Source organism: Methylocella sp., from assembly GCA_037200525.1.
Classification (GTDB): Bacteria; Pseudomonadota; Alphaproteobacteria; order Rhizobiales; family Beijerinckiaceae; genus Methylocapsa.
Genome location: JBBCGG010000001.1, coordinates 3,038,899 through 3,054,888, shown reverse-complemented (window position 1 = coordinate 3,054,888; position 15,990 = coordinate 3,038,899). Strand labels below are relative to the sequence as shown.

The window sequence follows — 15,990 nt, the reverse complement described above, 5'->3', positions numbered from 1 at the left end:
GGGACGCGACAGTGATGTAGGTCATCACGAAATCGAAGGTCTATCACTTCGCTGGTACGCCCTTGCTCCCGCCCACAAAGCATTTGGACCGGGCTTTCAATGCGGCAGGAGGAGGAGCTTGGTCAAGCGAAGCGGTCAGAACGATAGATCGGAAGTTTTCCAGAAATTCGGGGTGGCGGTTAGCCAGGAAGCGTTCGATGGCGGGCTTGGAAAGCAACCGCTCCAAAAAGCCGGCGGCAACAACTAGAACTAACATGTCGTCGCCATAGGATACCTCCAATTCTTTATAATCTTCGCTTATCGAGGACATCTCTCGCTCGAGACGCATCATCTGTTCAGTGGAAAGACCGGTAGCTCTTGTGAGTTCGTCCGGCTTATGGAGATCTGCTGGCTTGGTCGTGGCCAATAAGGCTTTAGTATAGCTGGAACTGAAGTTATTTGCGGACGTCATCAGCTCGGCCACCTCGAGCTGCCGAATCGGCTTCATCTTCCGAAGGACCTGGAAAGAGCGGTGACCGACCGGCTTATCCTTCAGCAACTCTTCGACCTCACCGCTAATGCCGGTGAGCATGTGCCGTCGCTGCCGGATTACCTTCACGTCTACATCGAGCGCTCGAGCGAGCTTCTCTTCGGGAACACCCCGCTCAAGAGCTCGAACTATCATATGGTGCTCTTGGATTGGAGCCAGACGATTGATGCGCTTGTTATAAGTGAACGCCTCGTCATCGTTGGCGACGATGCAGCTAGCGTGGAGGGCTCCCTGCTGCTGTAGCGCATCGAATCTGACATGCCCGTCGAGAAGGAGATGTGAACCATCCTTCTGACGAGCAACTGAAAGCGGTTCGATCAAACCTAACTGAGCCACCGACGCGACAATGCGCTTATACTTAGCGGTTTCTTTGAGAGCTGGCGCTAGTAGCTTCGACGGGAAGATTTCGCTCAATGCTACCATAAGCACTGCACGTTCAAACGCGATTTTTACCCTTCCCGGCATCGCTTATGGCCTCCCGGTTTCGATGCGCTCGGCTAACGCGCTCGGTAGAGAGTGTAGGCCTTCGGCGCGCAGAAGCGTCAAAAAATGATCATCGGTAAGAAGGCGTTTCAGCGCATTCGACACAAATAGCAGTCGACTGCGAGCAAGCGTCGCCCGTTTGACGAGAAGCCTCTGCCTTTCGGTTTCCTTCTGATAAGCACGTATAAGGTTTTCGGAGGTTACTCGCTTTAAGGTGCGGCGTTCCCGCCGATTCCGCAGACGTACCGCCTTGCCACTGGTGTTTCGCTGCTCGATGATTTTCCGGATCGCCAGCACTTGGTTGCCCGGGATGGCCTTCTCCTCATAAGCCTGCGCTAGTGCTCGCTGAACATCACCTTCTTTGGCGCGAGCGATCTCTACGGCAATTGAGTGCGGTATAACGCCGCGATCGACGGCATTGATGAGCTTCTCCTCGCCATGTTGGAGCAGGTAACAAATGGAGTTGACATATTCGGCACTGAAATCCAATTTGATGGCAATTTCCGAATGTGAATATCCCCTCTCCCTCAGAGCGCCGATTGCGCGCACTAGCTCGATCGAGGTGTGGTGCCGGCGGGCAAGGTTCTCGACCAAGCTCATCACGAAGCAATCTTCTTCAGTTGCGTCGAGCACTATCGCCGGGATTTCTAGCTGCCCCAAGGCCATGAAGGCTTCGAGCCGCCCTTGGCCACAAACCAAATCATATCGTGCATTGCCAGGACGTTGACTTACTGTGATCGGCTTTTTCAAACCCAAGTGGGCGATGCTGTCGATCAGCTCCTGAAAGATTCGCTTATTGCGAACACGAGGGTTCAGCACCTTAATGGCGTCGATCGGCACCATGCGGATTTCGTGACCTTCGGTCATAGGGCGGCTCGCAATGGCGTTCGACGCCCAAGGTCAAAGAAAGCGTCGAGGGTGTCGAATCTGTAGGCGTCAAGAAGAATGCCGTTTTCTGGCGCGAGGCGTAGATTCGAGACTGATCCGACGTCTAGCCACGGTAGCAGGTAATAGTCGTAAACTCCCGCGTTATCCGGTTTCATGCGGACCGCGATTGTGATGTCGGGCCTGAGGCCGCTATCCAGTCGAACCTTCCATCGCAGGCCGCCCGCTGTTGTCATTTGGCAGCGCACAATGACTACCGAAGCCCTGAACTCATCATTGATCGTGAGGAGATCATTCAGAGGGTTGCGGCGCACCGTGCCTCCTGCGCTTTCAATATCGACGACAACTTGCGCGACGACGTCCGGGTGGAGTGCCCGCAACGTTCGGTTGGTTTCGATGTAACGGTAATCACGAGACGGCGAATAGCCAACGAGCTGATAGGCGCGGACCAAGCTTCCGAACCGATGACGGAAGGTGGAACTGGACGGCATGTCCTCGGCTTCGTCGATTACAAGCCCCGAGAGCCATCCTTTTGTGGCAAGCAGCGTCGAAAGACGATCGAGCAGGTCCTGGTCGCTGAACCGTCGGCTTCGATCTTGGACGATCCTTTGCGCGGCTTCGAAGAAGTCGGCCTCCACGATCGGTTCGAAGGCTCCGTTGCTGCGCACCCACATACCTGGAGGGTTCGCAACGCGTTTTGCTTTGAGCTTGAAAGAAACGCGATTGTAAACGTTATTGCCGACATACTTCTCATTAGTCAAAATTTGATGGACTGCTCCGCGCGTCCAAGGCCGATAAAGATCGCCTGGAACTTTCTCGGCGTTTAAGATGGCGGCGATCTCGCTCTCAGTGCGCCGCTGCACGACGAACATTCGATAGAGGCGGCGAACCACCTCGACCTCGTCAGGCGGCCCCGGAGTTAGGACGACGCGATCTGTTTGCAAACTTTTATACTCTCCCCGACCCAACAGGACTTTCGGTGTCCGATGCTCATCAAGCAATTGGCGTCGCAGGCCGAAGCCAGCCGGGCCACCTTGGCGAAAACCCATGCGGATAAGGCGACACTGGCCTGTGAACACTTTAGCGGACAGCTCGCGGCTATACTCCCCCGCCATGGCTCGCTTCATACTTTTGATGATAGTGGCGCTCAGGCTTCCATCATTCTCGAATTGCTCAGCGCAATATCGAACTGCAATGCCTGCCTCACGACAAATAAACTCGTAATAGGCGCTTTCATCAGCGTCCTGAAACCGACCCCAGCGGCTGACGTCATATACAAGGATGGCGGCAAATTCCGCACACCCGCTGCGAACGTCTGCAATCAAGCGTTGGAGCGCTTGTCTGCCATCCAGACGCAGACCGCTTTTGCCCGAATCCTGATAAGTCCTGACGATCTCGAAACCACGACGATCAGCATACTGCGCAATAATATCGGCCTGGTTTTCTGTCGAGTATTTTTGATGATCGGTCGACATACGCACGTATTGCGCAGCCCGAACTCTACGGTGGGGATAGTCGTCGTTTCTCGGAGCTACCGAACTCATCATCACATATCACGATTACTCGAGCGGACCCCTGGAGAACGATTTCGTCGCTCGACGAGGCTACGGGGAGTGAACAGGAATGTCCTTCACCAAGAACGACCGAAAAGTTCAGTCAAAATCTGGAAGATCTTTTCCGGCCTCAGCAGAGGCTGGTCGCCCCCCATTCGCTGAGATAATCGCCTCGGCTCTAAGGGAGGAATTTGGCGGGGGCACGTCCGCAATAAAAACGGTGGCGAGGCTCACGCGAGCGAATGAGCGCGCCGTCCGCAATTGGTTCGACGCGAAAAATGGTCCGAGCGGCGAAAACCTGATTTATCTGCTCCGATATTCCGACGTTGTGCTTGGAGGTGTTCTCGACCTCGCTGACCGGGGAGAGCTTCGAACGGCGGCGGGCTTTTCCGAACTGCGCCAGCTGCTTGTTGACCTCTTGACCGCGATAGACGATATCCGTGCGTCGGCCCCACGGGGATTGCCGTGAAGATATTTTCCGTAGTGATTGAGAATTTTCGAGGCATCCGTTCGCTAAGCTGGTGCTACCCGATCATGCGGTGCTGATTGGAGATAGCAACACCGGAAAATCGTCAGTGTTCGAGGCAATCGACCTGGTCCTCGGCCCCCACCCGCTCAACCGACGGCCGCCCGTTGATGAGCATGATTTCTATCAAGGCAAGTATCTCCCGGTTGAGAACCTGGAGGTGCCCGAATGTGCCGCGCGATCGCGCCGAAAATTGAACAGCCGGCGCATTGCATCCTGACTGCGGGTCCTCAAATACAAATCCCACATGAACTGTTTGGACTGAGTTTTTTGGGCGGTGTCAAAGCCCGATCCCGTCCGCCCGGTCAACCCGCTTGACCTCCAGAGCAAACACATAGCCGAATCCGTGATGTGTCTGAATGATCCGCGGGGCGCTAGGGTCGGCCTCCAACTTCCGCCGCAGCCGCAGGATCTGCACATCAATGCTTCGATCAGAGATGTCCTCATGCCGGCGAGTCGCCTGAATAAGGTACTCGCGAGAGAGTGTGCGCTGCGGCGCTTCGAGGAACGCAATGAGGAGGGCGCGCTCGCTCTTCGTCAGCGTAACCGCAATTTCACTGGAGTCGGTCAGGCGGGCAAAGCGCCGATCGAACTGCCACCCACCAAATGTGTAAACGCCGAGCTCCGGCCCTTGCGGAGGCGCGACGCGCTCGGTTTTCCGTCGCCGCAACACTGCCCGAATGCGCGCCAGCAGCTCTCGGAGACTGAAAGGTTTGGTGACGTAATCATCGGCGCCAAGTTCCAAGCCAACCACCCGGTCGGTCTCTTCGCGCCGATGGCCAGTGACAATGATGACTGGGACGCCGGAGCGCGACCGGATATCTCGCAATAACTCGAGCCCGTCCTCTCGGCCAAGTTGCAGATCAAGAATAACCAAACGGGGTTTGTCTCTCGCAAAGTGACGAGCCATATCTTGCTGTCCTGAGGCTGAAATGGTGCGCAAGTTATTTTCTTCGAGGAAATTGATGACCATGCTTCGCATGGCTGCATCGTCATCGACGACGAGGATGCCTCCCGGCCGGCCGTCGTCGTTCATGTCTCTATATTCCTTGGAAATCCCAGGCGGCCGACGGTGAGCTGGGGTCTGGCCTCCGAGGTCAGGTCGCTCGGCGGGTCCTCCGCATGATTTCGTCTCCGCGTAATTTGGCGTGTTGGCGTAGCTGCGGACATCACGGATAGCCGAAGAGATGGTCCTCCCGGCGGGGGTGCGCAGCGAACGCGAACCTGCGCTTTTTAGCATCGAAGGGAATAGGAACACCCGATGGGTCAGTTTGGGCAAACCGATGTGGTTCCGCACTCCTCCGGCGTGGGCAAGCGCCTTAAGCGCTCACCTTCTTGATCAGACGTAGCATGTGGTCATCGAGGGTCTGGGCGACCTCGTCGATTTCGGCATTGTGGAACTGCCCAAACTGCGTTGAGGGCTTATCGTACTCAAAGGTCGTTCCGCCTCGAGCATTTTCGTACACGTTGAGCCGAAGAGGAGCGTAAAGCGCAGCGCTGAAATTCAGCTTCGTCATCTCGGCGGCAGCAAGGACGTCGCCAAGAGTACACGTTCCCCAGTTGCCGTCTTCCTTCCAGCGCCCGGCTACCCTCTCGGTCTACAGGTCGGCGATCGCTGCTTTTGCAAGATACGCTGCAATACGGTTGGCCGTCGGTTCTAGCCTTCCGCCGACTAACCCGTTTTTTCCCGGCTGCGTCGTTTCACCGGCAAAAAGGCCGCGGGACGCAGCGAGCGGACAAACTCACCAAGCGTTTGCCCAGCCAGACGGACGTGGATCTCAACCCCAAAGCTTGATGGTCGCCTCGGCAATCTTACGTCCCTGGTATCGTGCCCCTTGAAGCTCGTTTTCGCTTGGCTGGCGCGATCCGTCGCCGCCGGCGATGGTCGTCGCTCCGTAAGGAGATCCACCAGTTATTTCATCCAGGGTCATCTGGCCGCCGTATCCATAGTCGAGTCCAACAATGACCATTCCGAAGTGCAGGAGATTGGCGATGATGGAGAACAGAGTCATTTCCTGGCCGCCGTGCTGCGTCGCGGTTGAAGTGAAGGCGCCTCCCACCTTGCCGTTCAGTGCGCCGCGCAGCCAAAGGCCCCCTGCCTGATCCAAGAAGTTTGCCATCTGCGAAGCCAGTCGTCCGAATCTCGTGCCAGCGCCGATGATGATTGCATCGTAATTTCCAAGTTCTTCAATAGTCGCAATCGGTGCCGGCTGGTCAAGTTTATAGTAGGACTTGCGGGCGATTTCCTCGGGGACGAGTTCCGCAACTCGCTTAATATCGACGTGCGCACCGCCTTCGCGAGCCCCTTCCGCCACAGCATTCGCCATCGCTTCAATATGCCCATACGCCGAATAATAAAGAACCAAAATTTTGGCCATATTTGTCCTCTTTCTTGTGTTTGAGGCCGACCTCACAAATGACGCAGCACTAACGCTACTGCGTCGTAGCTACAGACCGCAGCCTTCTCTTTGACGCACTACTTGTACTTAGATCGAAACCGCTCCCTTCGGTGTGATGAGCTACAGTTTCGTTGGTACCCGATCCAAAAATGTGAACATCAGCGAAATATGGCCGTTCCGCACGAGAGCCACATCAACACCCTGATGGGCTCTTCGCGGGAGTCCAGCTCGTCGCGCCCGCTTGTCCGGCCCCTAGGATTAAGAGGACACAATCTTCAGCCCAAAGCTGTGCGATCGCCGCGCGTCTCCTCACTGCAACTCGTTCGCCGAAGACTTCGTGAAGACTGCGCTTTAGGGTCCAGACTCACAACCAGTAGCAAACGGTAGCGGCGATGCAGACTGTCGCGAGGAAGTTTATGGCGTTTCGGTCGTAGCGGGTAGCCACGCGCCTGAAGTCTTTCAGGCGGCAGAACATGCGTTCGATGGCGTTGCGGTTTCGATAGAGGAAGGGCGAGAAGCAGTTCTTCCACCTGCGATTGGCCTTGGGCGGGATATTCGGCATAGCTCCGCGCTCCTCGACCTGCCGACGGATCGCATTTGCGTCGTAGCCCTTGTCGCCATGGAGGATTTCGCAAGGAGGAAGTCGCGCGATAAGCTCCGCGCCCGCCGAGCAATCGGCGATTTGGCCGCCGGTGAGCATGAAAGACAGCGGGCGGCAGTCCGCATCGGTCAATGCGTGGATTTTGGTTGTGCGCCCGCCGCGCGAACGGCCGATGGCCTGATTCTTCTCCCCCCTTTGCCGCCACTGGCCGAGCAATGCGCCTTGACCGCCGAGGAGTCGATGAGGACCCGCGCCGGCGGCCCGCCTGCTTGCGCAAGCGCGTGGAACAGATCGATCCAAACGCCCTTAGCAGCCCAGCGAACGTAGCGATTGTAGAGAGTCTTCTTTGGCCCGTACTCCAGCGGCGCGTCAATCCAGCGTCCGCCAGATTTCAGCACATGAATGATCCCGCTGATCACCCGGCGATCATCGACGCGCGCCTTGCCGCGCGTGTCCGTGGGAAGATGCGGCGCGATCTTCGCGAACTGCGCGTCCGTCAGCCAGAATTGATCCCGATTCATAGTCGCTTCCTTTCGGAAGCTGTGAATCACAATCCGCCTGTCACGCCAACCATTTTATGGGTCTGGGCCCTAGGAGAGTTTCTATTCCCTCAGCCACGAGTCACTCGCAGGTCGCCATTTGAAGGAGCCCTGCTCAGGAACAGTTCGCGCCCGCATGCGGGGATTCGAAACACGAAATCTTCAGCGTGCCACTCCACGCTTCGGTCATTACTCGTCGTTTTCAGGAGATTACCGCCGAATGAGAAGAATTACACATGACATATTCCTACAGACGAAGAAGTATGCCTGCATAGGTTAGGCTCGCGGCAAGATTTTCACTACGCATCATTTGGACAACAGTGCGTTCCCCAAGAGGAACAATTGCCTGGTGGGGCACCGGTCGGTCTAGCGCTCCACCTTCACGCGGCCGCGTTCCCGCTCAGGCAGACCTGTTGTCCGTAGTTTTCTGCCAGGAAATCGATGAAGGCGCGGACAGCTGGGTTGAGCCCGCGGCGCGTCATGAACACTAGGCTCAGGACCTATTAAATTTGCCTGAGATGTGATTCCTGGTCTCCGCATGGGGAGGCTGGGATGAGTGATTTGTTTTTGTTGGGCGAGCGGCAGATGGCGCGGCTTGCGCCGCATTTTCCTCTGTCGCATGGCGTTCCGCGGGTTGACGACCGTCGGGTGGTCAGCGGAATCGTCTATGTGATCCGCAACGGCCTGCAATGGAAAGATGCGCCCAAGGATTACGGGCCGCACAAGACGCTTTACAATCGCTTCATCCGCTGGAGCCGGCTCGGCGTCTTCGACCGCATATTCGCCGCGCTCGCTGGCGAAGGTCCAAAGCCCGAGCGCATCATGATCGACGCCACGCATCTGAAGGCGCATCGCACAGCGGCGAGCCTGCTCAAAAAGGGGCTCTTCCCCGCCGTATCGGGCGCACGAAAGGCGGACTGAACTCGAAGCTCCACGTCGTTTGCGACGGCGCCGGCAAGCCCCTCGTCATGTTGCTCTCGGAGGGCCAGATGAGCGACCACAAGGGCGCGCGGCTGATGCTCAAGGCTTTACCGCCCGCTTCAATGTTGATCGCCGACAGGGGCTACGACAGCAACTGGTTCCGCGCCGCGCTGAAGGCCAGGGGCGTCGAGCCCTGCATCCCGCCAACCAGAAGCCGCAAGCTTCCCATTGCCTATGACAAGACGCTCTACCGCCAGCGTCACAAAATCGAGAACATGTTCGCCAAGCTCAAGGACTGGCGGCGCATCGCAACCCGCTATGATCGATGCGCCCACACCTTCTTCTCCGCCATCTGCATCGCAGCCGCCGTCCTCTTCTATCTCAATCAATGAGTCCTGAGCCTAGATAGGTCGTAACTTCTTCAGAACTCCAATCCGGAAATATATGGAGAAGACGACCTTTTTCGATGGCATGCTTGACTATTTCTTTCGGCAAGAACGCGATACCTCGTCCAGCAGATGCGGCAGCAATCAGAGTGTTGAAATCGCTGCTACATAAGATTGGATCAAAACTGATCGTCTTTCGGACTCCATTCGGACCCAGAAGGGTCCAGCGCTGCGACGCCTCCTCTTGGGCACTCAGATATTGGAAATCGTTCATTTCTGCGGGGTCCACTGGGACCGCCCGCTGCCGGACGAAGTCGGGACTCGCCACAAAGATCCATCGGCTCAGGCCAAGGCGCCGCATCATGAGCGTTTCGTCGTCTAGCTGCAGGCGCGCGCGGATTGCAACGTCGATCCTGTCCTCGATCAGATCAATGCGGCGGTTGGTGGCTATTACCTCCAGCCGCACCAACGGGTATTTCGCCATGAAAGCGGGAATGAGCTGCGAGAGAAAGTTCTGAGCGATTCCGATTGGACAGCTCACCCTAACATTTCCCATGGGCTCCGCACGCAGCCGTGCGAGATCCCGTTCAGCGTCATCCAAGTCTGCAAGTATTGCGCTGCATTGTGTATAAAACGCCTCCCCAGCGTCGGTGGGTCGAAGCTTGCGTGTTGACCGCTCCAGCAGCCGGACGCCAAGGCGCGATTCAAGGCGGGCAACCCGTCTACTGACGCTCGATTTGGGAAGCTTTAGTGACTTGGCGGCGGCGGAAAATCCTCTGTGCTTCACGACGGCAGCAAAAACGAGAATGTCATTGAGGTCCTTCACCCCTCTAATCTCCTTGGTCTCGCCATAGCGAGCGACGGCAGATCGGTCGATGGTCCCACGGGACCGACCGGAAGTGCCATTAGCGACAACGCTGGAAAAAAAGCGCTCGCGGTCCTTCGTGATAGGGACCAGCGAGAGCGCCCAATGCTATTGGAGGATTGAGTCGAGAAATACATAGAGCGCCGCGATCTTGCCGTCGCGAGCGATGATCACGTCCACGCCCGTATAGTCCGGCTTTTCGCCGCGCGAACCGGACCCCCACGCCAAGCGGCCGGCGTTATGCAACGCTTGCGGCTCACCGTGCGGGGTATACGCGAAGTGGGGGTGAGTCGCACGGAGGTCTCCCGCGAACTTGTCCAGCGCGTCGTGCCCGACGAAGACGCCGGGAGGCACATAAAGAACGCAGTCGCTGGTGTAGAGGTCCTCGATTGCGGCGCGGCGGCGGGCAGGGTCGCCTTCACCAAAAACCTCCTGAAGGTTGCGGTTGAGTAGTTCATGAATTCTGTCCGACATAGCGCGTCTCCGTGGTTCCTTGCGGTCCACATTAATTTGTGGCGGAGGACCGATTTTCGAAATAGAAATGGGTGAAAGCTATCGTTGCAGGAATGTAGATGGCAAAGTTGCCTGACTTCGAGGGGCTGGCGATGTTCGCCAAGGTGGCAGAGGAGCGATCTTTTGCTGGGGCGGCCCGGACGATGGGTGTATCGGTGGCCACCGTCTCACGGGCTGTTACGCGTCTTGAGGAGCGACTGGGGGGACGTCTGTTCAATAGAACGTCCCGGCGTCTCGCACTGACAGACTATGGCCAAATGCTGGCGGAGCGAGCCTCTAAGATCTACGCAGAAGCGGAAGAGGCCGAGGATTTCGCACGCGAAACCTCCAGTCGCCCACGGGGCCTCGTGAAGCTCGCGGTCCCGATGTCCTTTGGCGCCCGCTGGGTCGCGCCTGCGCTGCCCGAGTTTATCCGTCGGTATCCTGACATCGCAGTCGATCTTCATCTCACGGATGCGCAGGCAGACCTCATCGGCGGTGGTTTCGATGCGGCGCTGCGCATTGCCGTGATGGAAGACTCCTCCCTCGTCGCACGACTCATTGCGCCCGTGCGCCGGTTTGTCGTCGCCTCGCCAACGTATATTGCTCGGTACGGTCGTCCGCAGCACCCACACGACCTGGGCGCTCATCAGTGTCTAACTTACGCGAACAGAGCGAAGCGCGAACTCTGGCGGTTCACTCATCGGGCGACAGGGGAGGAGTGCCCTATTGCTCCAACAGGGCCGCTAAGGGGCACGAGCGTCGAGGCGTTGTTACCGACGTTGCTCGAGGGGCTCGCGATTGCCGAACTCCCGGAGTTTATCGCGACACAATATTTTCCAGAGAACCAACTGGAGCCGATTCTGACCGATTGGCGCCTGCCGGAAGGCGGATTGTACTTCGTTACGCCGACTGCTCGCGCGCGTCCCGCAAAGGTCTCCGTCTTGGCCGACTTCTTGATCGCGGAGCTGACCGACGCGTCGTGGAGCGCGGAAGCCGTTATGGGCTGGAAACCGCCGGCGCAGCGGCGGAAGTAATCATAAGGTCAATATCGGGCGGGCGATCACCCTCGCTGCGACTTGAACGCCCGGCGCATCTCTTCGGCAAACAGTTGTGGTTGTTCGAAGGCCGCAAAATGCCCCCCTTTGTCGAGCTCGTTCCAATAGAACAGGTTCGGCCAAAGAGCCTGGGCCCACTCGCGGGGCGGACGGAAGATTTCGCGAGGAAAAATGGAAGCGGCCATCGGCAAATCGATGCGCCCGGCTGAGAGATTTGCAAGCCGCGTCGCGTGTTCTCCCGGTATATCCGGGCCGACGAAGCGGCAGTATTCGTCAATCAGTAAAGACTGATGTCATCGAGCATCGCGTCGAACGACAGCGCATCCTCCGGATTGCCGGAATTATCGGTCCATGCCTGAAATTTCTCGTAGATCCAAAGCGCCTGGCCACACGCCGAATCTGCAAGCGGGTAGCCGATCGTCTGGGGGCGAGTCGCATGCTCCTTGAAGTAGCCGTTCTGGTCACTGGCGAACCAGGTGGCCCGGTCGATCGCACGCTTTTCGGAAGCGGTCGGGTTTTCGGGGAGCTTCGCTGGGAACACGAAGGGCCAATTCACGTGAGCGGCAATCAACCAGGCGGTCGCAGATGCCCGAGCGCGTGCGTTACACCGGATCCTCAGTCTCCACCCTGGGCGACCCATTGGTCGTATCCGAGCCGCTGCATCAATGTTGCCCACGCCCTAGCGATGCGATTTACGTCCCGTACGGGTTCCACAGGCTTCTCCGAGAACGCAAACCCTGGGAGAGACGGCACGATGACATGGAACGCATCTTCCGCACGGCCGCCGAAGCGCGTGGGATCGCTCAGGTGGCCAATGATCTCCATAAACTCCACGAACGAATCGTCCTAATCCGGCCGCTGATGAGATCGACATCATCTTTCTTCAAAAGGCATTCTGACTGCCTCAGACCCGCCGCGCGAGCAAAAGCGCTAAGAGGAAAATAATCGCCGCGTATTGCTGATTGAATGGGGCCTTCCTCATTGGAGCGAACTTCACGAATGCGCTCAGTCGGTTCTTTGAGCGCGGCAACGCGCCATCCTTTACATGCTCCTGCTAGATCCGTGGCGAAATGCAAAGAATTTGCGCCGCTTGTTTGGCGGTTGGCAGATGGCCTTCATGGACGAAGCCATCGTCAGTTTCACTCATGGTTCAGGCCAAGGCCTTCCTCGAGCGCGAGCATTGCGGCGATGTTCACAAGATGGACGGTGAAAGTAACGGCGGCAATCCATGGATTTCGACTGTCGGGGCGACAGCGCTCCATTGGCCTAGGCCGCCTGGCTTACGGTCTTAATGGCGATTACGCTTCGGTCGATGATGCGATGGAATTGCTTGGATATTTCTTGAGCGTTCCAAGTTCCGATGCGCTTTGGACTGAGCATTATATTTGCGGAAATACCTGCAATGCGTCTGATCCGTTGCAACGCTGTCTCAAGCTCCAGAATTCTGACGTTCTTTCGCGTGATGGTCTCACACAAAATATCGACGTGCTCCCGGCTGAAGGTCTGCCGCAATTGTTGCTCCAGAGCGCTGATCGTCGATTGCTGCGCCTTGATCCGCTCCTTCGCGCGTCTCCGCGTCGCCGAGCGCTGTTTCAGTCGTTTTTGCGTTGACGCGAGCTTTTGAAACTCGTCTGGCATTCCTGTCTCCCCAAAGGAAATATCGGCGGCGATAACGGTGCGTTGAGTTGACAGACGTCGCGTCGTGGAGCGCTGCCCGGCGGGGCGATGCGCGGCGTAGAAAACTATTCGCGCAGCAAGGCGCGGCGCTGCTGATCAACGAGAGGCCCTACGCCGAGTTCCTCCTCGTCGCCCCAACCCAGCAGATCGCCGAGCTCGCCTTCCGCCAGGTCGAGGGCATGATCGCGACCGACAAGTCTCTGCGCAGCCTGTTGCATGTTCAACCGCATCTCAAAAAGATCACGCATCAGCGCAACAGCGCGACCCTTCAGATCAAGTCGTTTTCGACCGACATTCTCACCGGCGTGAAGCCGTCCGGCATTCTCGTCGACGAATTGCATGTCGTCTCCAACAACCCCAACGCCGACCGCGTCATCGGGCAACTCCGCGGCGGCCTCATCTCTCAGCCGGAAGGGTTTCTGTTTTTCATCACGACGCAGTCCGAGCGGCCGCCGGCGGGCGTCTTCAAGACAGAGCTCGCCAAGGCCCGCGCCATCCGCGATGGCCTCATCGGCGGCGCCATGCTACCCATTCTTTACGAGTTTCCTGAGGACGTCGCGTGGAACGATTCCGCCAATTGGTGGATGGTCACGCCCAATCTTAACGGGTGGGTCACGCTCGATCGGCTGATCGAAGATCATGCGCAAATGGCTGTCATGGGGCCACGCCTTTGCGCATGTCTCGGTGCTCGAGCGGCGCAAAAACGAGGCCTCGAAACTGCGCGATTTCGCCGAGCATGGCGATCTCACCATCGTCGACCGCATGTCGATCGCCTTCGAGGCCGTGGCCGACATTGCGGCGGAGATCGACCTGGCCGGAATTCTGGCCTCCATCGGGCTCGACCCATACGGCGTCGCAGAGATCGTCGAGGCCATGGCGCTGCGCGACATTTCCGGCGACGATCGCATCGTCGGCGTGTCGCAGGGCTACAAGCTGACCGGCACGATCAAGATGACGGAAGTCAAATTGGCCGACGGCAACCTTGTCCATTGCGGATCGGCGATGATGGCATGGTGCGTCGGCAACGCGAAAGTAGAGCCCAAGGGCAACTCGATCGTCGTGACCAAGCAGGCCTCCGGCTCAGCCAAGATCGACCCGTTGATGGCCCTCTTCAACGCCGTCGCGCTGATGAGCCAAAACCCGGAGCCGGTCGGAGGCCGTTCGGTCTATGAGGACGGCCATAGTCTATTGGCGGTTTAACGGTTGGGGCGTCGCTATTGCAAAGATCTGTGTACACGCAGTAAGATGTAGCGGAGCTCTTGATAGATAAATGGATCTGCCGCAGAATGCGTAAGACTTGTAGACATTGGAAGGTCGCTCGATGGCCTTTCCGTCGTGACAGCGAGGTTTGAATGCCGCAGCCGCTTCCGTCGCCCGCGCGCTCGGTGTTTGGATCGATGGTGCTGATCGCCGTCATCGTTGTTTTCGCCGCGGCCACCTTCGCTTACACGGCGGGATGGTTCTCACCGCAGCGCCTGACTCCGGACAAGATCATACTGGCGTTGACTCCCCCCACGGGGGCGCCGCTCGGCCATCGCCGGAACCACGCCAAGGGCGTCTGCTTCACTGGCGTGTTCGAAGCGAACGGCGCTGGCTCGGCGCTCTCGCGGGCCGCGGTATTCACCCGCGGGCAGTATCCAGCTCTCGGGCGCTTCAATCTCGGCACCGCCGATCCGAACGCACCGGACGCCACGGTCAGGGTGCGGGGGATGGGGCTGCGGATCTCTACGCCGGATGGGCAGGAATGGCGCGCCGCCATGATCGACCCCCCTTTCTTTCCGGTAGCGACGCCGCAAGCGTTTTACGAGCTGCTGCTCGCCTCCGCGAGCAAAGACCCGAACGCGATGAAGACATTTGCTGGCGCGCATCCAGAAATCGAAGCTTTCGGCGCGTGGGCTAAGAGCGCTCCCTGGACCGGCAGCTACGCAGAGGAACCTTTCAACAGTCTCGACGCCTTCATCTTCGTCGACGATTCCGGCGCCGAGCACAGCGTGCGGTGGTCGCTCGTGCCGACTGCGCAACCCGTCCCGATCTCGGCCGAGGATCTTGCGAAGCGCGGCCCCGACTATCTGGAGCAAGAGATCGCCGAGCGAGTGCGTAGCGGGCCGTTGCGCTGGAACATGGTGGTCACAGTGGCTAATCCAGGCGATCCGACGGACGACCCGAGCAAGGCGTGGCCGAAGGACCGCCGCACCGTCACCGTGGGCACGCTGATCGTGCAGCAGGTTCAGGCCGAGCCGGACGGGCCGTGCCGCGACATCAACTTCGACCCGATCGTGCTGCCGTCCGGCATCACCACCTCAAATGACCCGTTTCCGGCCGCGCGGTCGTCCGCCTACAGGGTGTCCTATGACCTTCGCACTGCGGAGGCCAAGGACTATCCACGAACCGCAACGGGTACCAAACCATGATCCGAGAGCGCTTCACTCCGCTTCAGCGCCTGCTGCACTGGTTAATGGCCGTCTGTGTCCTGGCGATGCTCTTCATCGGCGTCGGCATGGTCTCAACGGTGATGCCGAAATATCTGCCGCTTATATCCATCCACAAATCTCTCGGCATCGCCATCCTGGTGCTGGCGCTCATCCGGCTGGCGGTGCGCCTGCGCTACGGCGCCCCAACGCTACCGGCCGACTTGCCTGAGCCGATGCGGCTCGCCGCGCATCTGTCGCACTATGTGCTATATGCGCTGATGATTGCCATGCCGCTGATCGGCTGGGCGATGCTGTCGGCTGCCGCCTATCCGGTGGTGGTGTTCGGGGGCGTATATCTTCCGGCGATACTGCCGCAGAGCGACCATCTGCATAGTGTGCTCTGGGACGCACATTTCTATCTGGCTTTCCTGTTCTTCGCGGTAGTCTTGTTGCATCTCGCGGCGGCGCTGTTCCATGCGCTCGTCCGACGAGATGGCGTATTCGAGACTATGGCGCCTGTGCCTCCGCATAACGAGATCGCGGCCGAGTAACAAGGCTTTGTGGCCGACATTGCGGCGGAGATCGACCTAGCCGGAATTCTGGCCTCTGTCGGGCTCGACCCTTACGGCCGTCGCGGAGATTGTCTAGGCCATGGCGCTGCGCGA

Annotated in this window: 20 protein-coding genes and 2 pseudogenes; 8 read left to right on the top strand and 14 right to left on the bottom strand. The window is 58.4% G+C overall.

The genetic code is table 11. The annotated features are described in order from the left end of the window. Positions 1 to 43: 43 nt before the first annotated feature. Genes WDN46_15000 through WDN46_14990 form a run of 3 tightly spaced genes read right to left on the bottom strand, consistent with a single transcriptional unit; the run spans position 44 to position 3,372 of the window. On the bottom strand, positions 44 to 952 hold the full coding sequence (locus tag WDN46_15000) for a plasmid partitioning protein RepB C-terminal domain-containing protein (protein MEJ0094682.1): 909 nt from the start codon (positions 950 to 952) through the stop codon (positions 44 to 46). A gap of 45 nt (positions 953 to 997) precedes the next feature. Continuing rightward, complete coding sequence (locus WDN46_14995; protein ID MEJ0094681.1) at positions 998 to 1,879, bottom strand: plasmid partitioning protein RepB C-terminal domain-containing protein; 882 nt, start codon at positions 1,877 to 1,879, stop codon at positions 998 to 1,000. Then, positions 1,876 to 3,372 (bottom strand): recombinase family protein, encoded by a 1,497-nt coding sequence (locus tag WDN46_14990; protein MEJ0094680.1) that lies wholly within the window; start codon positions 3,370 to 3,372, stop codon positions 1,876 to 1,878. Before WDN46_14990 ends, WDN46_14995 begins: the two co-directional genes overlap by 4 nt. 298 nt (positions 3,373 to 3,670) lie before the next feature. On the opposite strand from WDN46_14990, the gene WDN46_14985 reads away from it, so the two are divergent. Continuing rightward, a complete protein-coding gene (locus WDN46_14985; protein ID MEJ0094679.1) occupies positions 3,671 to 3,919 on the top strand; it encodes a hypothetical protein in 249 nt (82 codons plus the stop codon). Then, positions 3,916 to 4,121: pseudogene (locus WDN46_14980) on the top strand (AAA family ATPase). The gene WDN46_14985 and the pseudogene WDN46_14980 overlap by 4 nt, the downstream one beginning before the upstream one ends. Before the next feature lie 135 nt (positions 4,122 to 4,256). On the opposite strand, the gene WDN46_14975 reads toward WDN46_14980, so the two are convergent. The 4 genes from WDN46_14975 to WDN46_14960 form a co-directional block, all read right to left on the bottom strand. Next, positions 4,257 to 5,012 carry a response regulator gene (locus WDN46_14975; GenBank protein MEJ0094678.1) on the bottom strand — a complete coding sequence of 252 codons (756 nt, stop codon included), beginning with the start codon at positions 5,010 to 5,012 and terminating at the stop codon, positions 4,257 to 4,259. A gap of 283 nt (positions 5,013 to 5,295) precedes the next feature. Then, the gene (locus WDN46_14970) at positions 5,296 to 5,493 is read right to left on the bottom strand and encodes a hypothetical protein (protein MEJ0094677.1); all 198 of its coding nucleotides are present in this window, start codon (positions 5,491 to 5,493) and stop codon (positions 5,296 to 5,298) included. A gap of 261 nt (positions 5,494 to 5,754) precedes the next feature. Beyond that, on the bottom strand, positions 5,755 to 6,354 hold the full coding sequence (gene wrbA, locus WDN46_14965; protein MEJ0094676.1) for an NAD(P)H:quinone oxidoreductase: 600 nt from the start codon (positions 6,352 to 6,354) through the stop codon (positions 5,755 to 5,757). Between the two features lie 385 nt (positions 6,355 to 6,739). Next, positions 6,740 to 7,497 (bottom strand): IS5 family transposase gene (locus tag WDN46_14960; protein ID MEJ0094675.1). Its coding sequence is split into 2 segments (ribosomal slippage): positions 6,740 to 7,158 and positions 7,158 to 7,497, totalling 759 coding nucleotides; the frame shifts between segments, so codons are not numbered across the junction. Between the two features lie 570 nt (positions 7,498 to 8,067). Here WDN46_14960 and WDN46_14955 point away from each other — a divergent pair. Together WDN46_14955 and WDN46_14950 are read left to right on the top strand one after the other, a co-directional pair. Continuing rightward, a pseudogene (locus tag WDN46_14955) lies at positions 8,068 to 8,238 on the top strand (transposase). Further along, positions 8,205 to 8,828: an IS5 family transposase gene (locus WDN46_14950; GenBank protein ID MEJ0094674.1), complete on the top strand. Its 624-nt coding sequence runs from the start codon at positions 8,205 to 8,207 to the stop codon at positions 8,826 to 8,828. Before WDN46_14955 ends, WDN46_14950 begins: the two are co-directional and overlap by 34 nt. Here WDN46_14950 and WDN46_14945 read toward each other — a convergent pair. Then, the gene (locus WDN46_14945) at positions 8,818 to 9,648 is read right to left on the bottom strand and encodes a LysR substrate-binding domain-containing protein (protein MEJ0094673.1); all 831 of its coding nucleotides are present in this window, start codon (positions 9,646 to 9,648) and stop codon (positions 8,818 to 8,820) included. The genes WDN46_14950 and WDN46_14945 overlap by 11 nt on opposite strands. A gap of 147 nt (positions 9,649 to 9,795) precedes the next feature. Beyond that, entirely contained in the window at positions 9,796 to 10,161 is a 366-nt protein-coding gene (locus WDN46_14940; GenBank protein ID MEJ0094672.1) for a nuclear transport factor 2 family protein, read from the bottom strand. A gap of 98 nt (positions 10,162 to 10,259) precedes the next feature. Between WDN46_14940 and WDN46_14935 the strand changes: the two genes are divergently transcribed. Continuing rightward, a complete protein-coding gene (locus tag WDN46_14935; protein ID MEJ0094671.1) occupies positions 10,260 to 11,216 on the top strand; it encodes a LysR family transcriptional regulator in 957 nt (318 codons plus the stop codon). 26 nt (positions 11,217 to 11,242) lie between these two features. Here WDN46_14935 and WDN46_14930 read toward each other — a convergent pair whose 3' ends face one another. The 5 genes from WDN46_14930 to WDN46_14910 all read right to left on the bottom strand — a co-directional run bounded on the left by WDN46_14930 (position 11,243) and on the right by WDN46_14910 (position 13,255). Further along, complete coding sequence (locus WDN46_14930) at positions 11,243 to 11,428, bottom strand: hypothetical protein (GenBank protein ID MEJ0094670.1); 186 nt, start codon at positions 11,426 to 11,428, stop codon at positions 11,243 to 11,245. Between the two features lie 86 nt (positions 11,429 to 11,514). Further along, the gene (locus WDN46_14925; protein ID MEJ0094669.1) at positions 11,515 to 11,808 is read right to left on the bottom strand and encodes a hypothetical protein; all 294 of its coding nucleotides are present in this window, start codon (positions 11,806 to 11,808) and stop codon (positions 11,515 to 11,517) included. Between the two features lie 568 nt (positions 11,809 to 12,376). Then, positions 12,377 to 12,499: a hypothetical protein gene (locus tag WDN46_14920; protein MEJ0094668.1), complete on the bottom strand. Its 123-nt coding sequence runs from the start codon at positions 12,497 to 12,499 to the stop codon at positions 12,377 to 12,379. A 4-nt stretch (positions 12,500 to 12,503) separates the two neighbouring features. Then, positions 12,504 to 12,875, bottom strand: coding sequence for a hypothetical protein (locus WDN46_14915; GenBank protein MEJ0094667.1), 372 nt, complete (start codon positions 12,873 to 12,875; stop codon positions 12,504 to 12,506). A gap of 104 nt (positions 12,876 to 12,979) precedes the next feature. Next, positions 12,980 to 13,255, bottom strand: coding sequence for a hypothetical protein (locus WDN46_14910; GenBank protein MEJ0094666.1), 276 nt, complete (start codon positions 13,253 to 13,255; stop codon positions 12,980 to 12,982). A gap of 298 nt (positions 13,256 to 13,553) precedes the next feature. Between WDN46_14910 and WDN46_14905 the strand changes: the two genes are divergently transcribed. The 3 genes from WDN46_14905 (at position 13,554) to WDN46_14895 (ending at position 15,876) form a co-directional block, all read left to right on the top strand. Then, positions 13,554 to 14,114, top strand: a complete 561-nt coding sequence (locus WDN46_14905; GenBank protein ID MEJ0094665.1) for a terminase TerL endonuclease subunit — start codon at positions 13,554 to 13,556, stop codon at positions 14,112 to 14,114. Between the two features lie 152 nt (positions 14,115 to 14,266). Next, positions 14,267 to 15,325: a catalase family peroxidase gene (locus WDN46_14900; GenBank protein ID MEJ0094664.1), complete on the top strand. Its 1,059-nt coding sequence runs from the start codon at positions 14,267 to 14,269 to the stop codon at positions 15,323 to 15,325. Beyond that, the gene (locus tag WDN46_14895) at positions 15,322 to 15,876 is read left to right on the top strand and encodes a cytochrome b (GenBank protein ID MEJ0094663.1); all 555 of its coding nucleotides are present in this window, start codon (positions 15,322 to 15,324) and stop codon (positions 15,874 to 15,876) included. Before WDN46_14900 ends, WDN46_14895 begins: the two co-directional genes overlap by 4 nt. Positions 15,877 to 15,990: the final 114 nt, after the last annotated feature.

Bases quoted from the DNA above. Each gene is read 5' to 3' on its own strand.
- WDN46_14995 (MEJ0094681.1), bottom strand. From the start codon at position 1,879: ATGACCGAAGGTCACGAAATCCGCATGGTGCCGATCGACGCCATTAAG.
- WDN46_14910 (MEJ0094666.1), bottom strand. From the start codon at position 13,255: ATGCAATTCGTCGACGAGAATGCCGGACGGCTTCACGCCGGTGAGAAT.
- WDN46_14940 (MEJ0094672.1), bottom strand. From the start codon at position 10,161: ATGTCGGACAGAATTCATGAACTACTCAACCGCAACCTTCAGGAGGTT.
- WDN46_14920 (MEJ0094668.1), bottom strand. From the start codon at position 12,499: ATGGAGCGCTGTCGCCCCGACAGTCGAAATCCATGGATTGCCGCCGTT.
- WDN46_14935 (MEJ0094671.1), top strand. From the start codon at position 10,260: ATGGCAAAGTTGCCTGACTTCGAGGGGCTGGCGATGTTCGCCAAGGTG.
- WDN46_14970 (MEJ0094677.1), bottom strand. From the start codon at position 5,493: ATGACGAAGCTGAATTTCAGCGCTGCGCTTTACGCTCCTCTTCGGCTC.
- WDN46_14900 (MEJ0094664.1), top strand. From the start codon at position 14,267: ATGCCGCAGCCGCTTCCGTCGCCCGCGCGCTCGGTGTTTGGATCGATG.
- WDN46_14975 (MEJ0094678.1), bottom strand. From the start codon at position 5,012: ATGAACGACGACGGCCGGCCGGGAGGCATCCTCGTCGTCGATGACGAT.
- WDN46_14905 (MEJ0094665.1), top strand. From the start codon at position 13,554: ATGCGCAAATGGCTGTCATGGGGCCACGCCTTTGCGCATGTCTCGGTG.
- WDN46_14990 (MEJ0094680.1), bottom strand. From the start codon at position 3,372: ATGTCGACCGATCATCAAAAATACTCGACAGAAAACCAGGCCGATATT.
- WDN46_14895 (MEJ0094663.1), top strand. From the start codon at position 15,322: ATGATCCGAGAGCGCTTCACTCCGCTTCAGCGCCTGCTGCACTGGTTA.
- WDN46_14950 (MEJ0094674.1), top strand. From the start codon at position 8,205: ATGGAAAGATGCGCCCAAGGATTACGGGCCGCACAAGACGCTTTACAA.
- WDN46_14915 (MEJ0094667.1), bottom strand. From the start codon at position 12,875: ATGCCAGACGAGTTTCAAAAGCTCGCGTCAACGCAAAAACGACTGAAA.
- WDN46_15000 (MEJ0094682.1), bottom strand. From the start codon at position 952: ATGGTAGCATTGAGCGAAATCTTCCCGTCGAAGCTACTAGCGCCAGCT.
- wrbA (MEJ0094676.1), bottom strand. From the start codon at position 6,354: ATGGCCAAAATTTTGGTTCTTTATTATTCGGCGTATGGGCATATTGAA.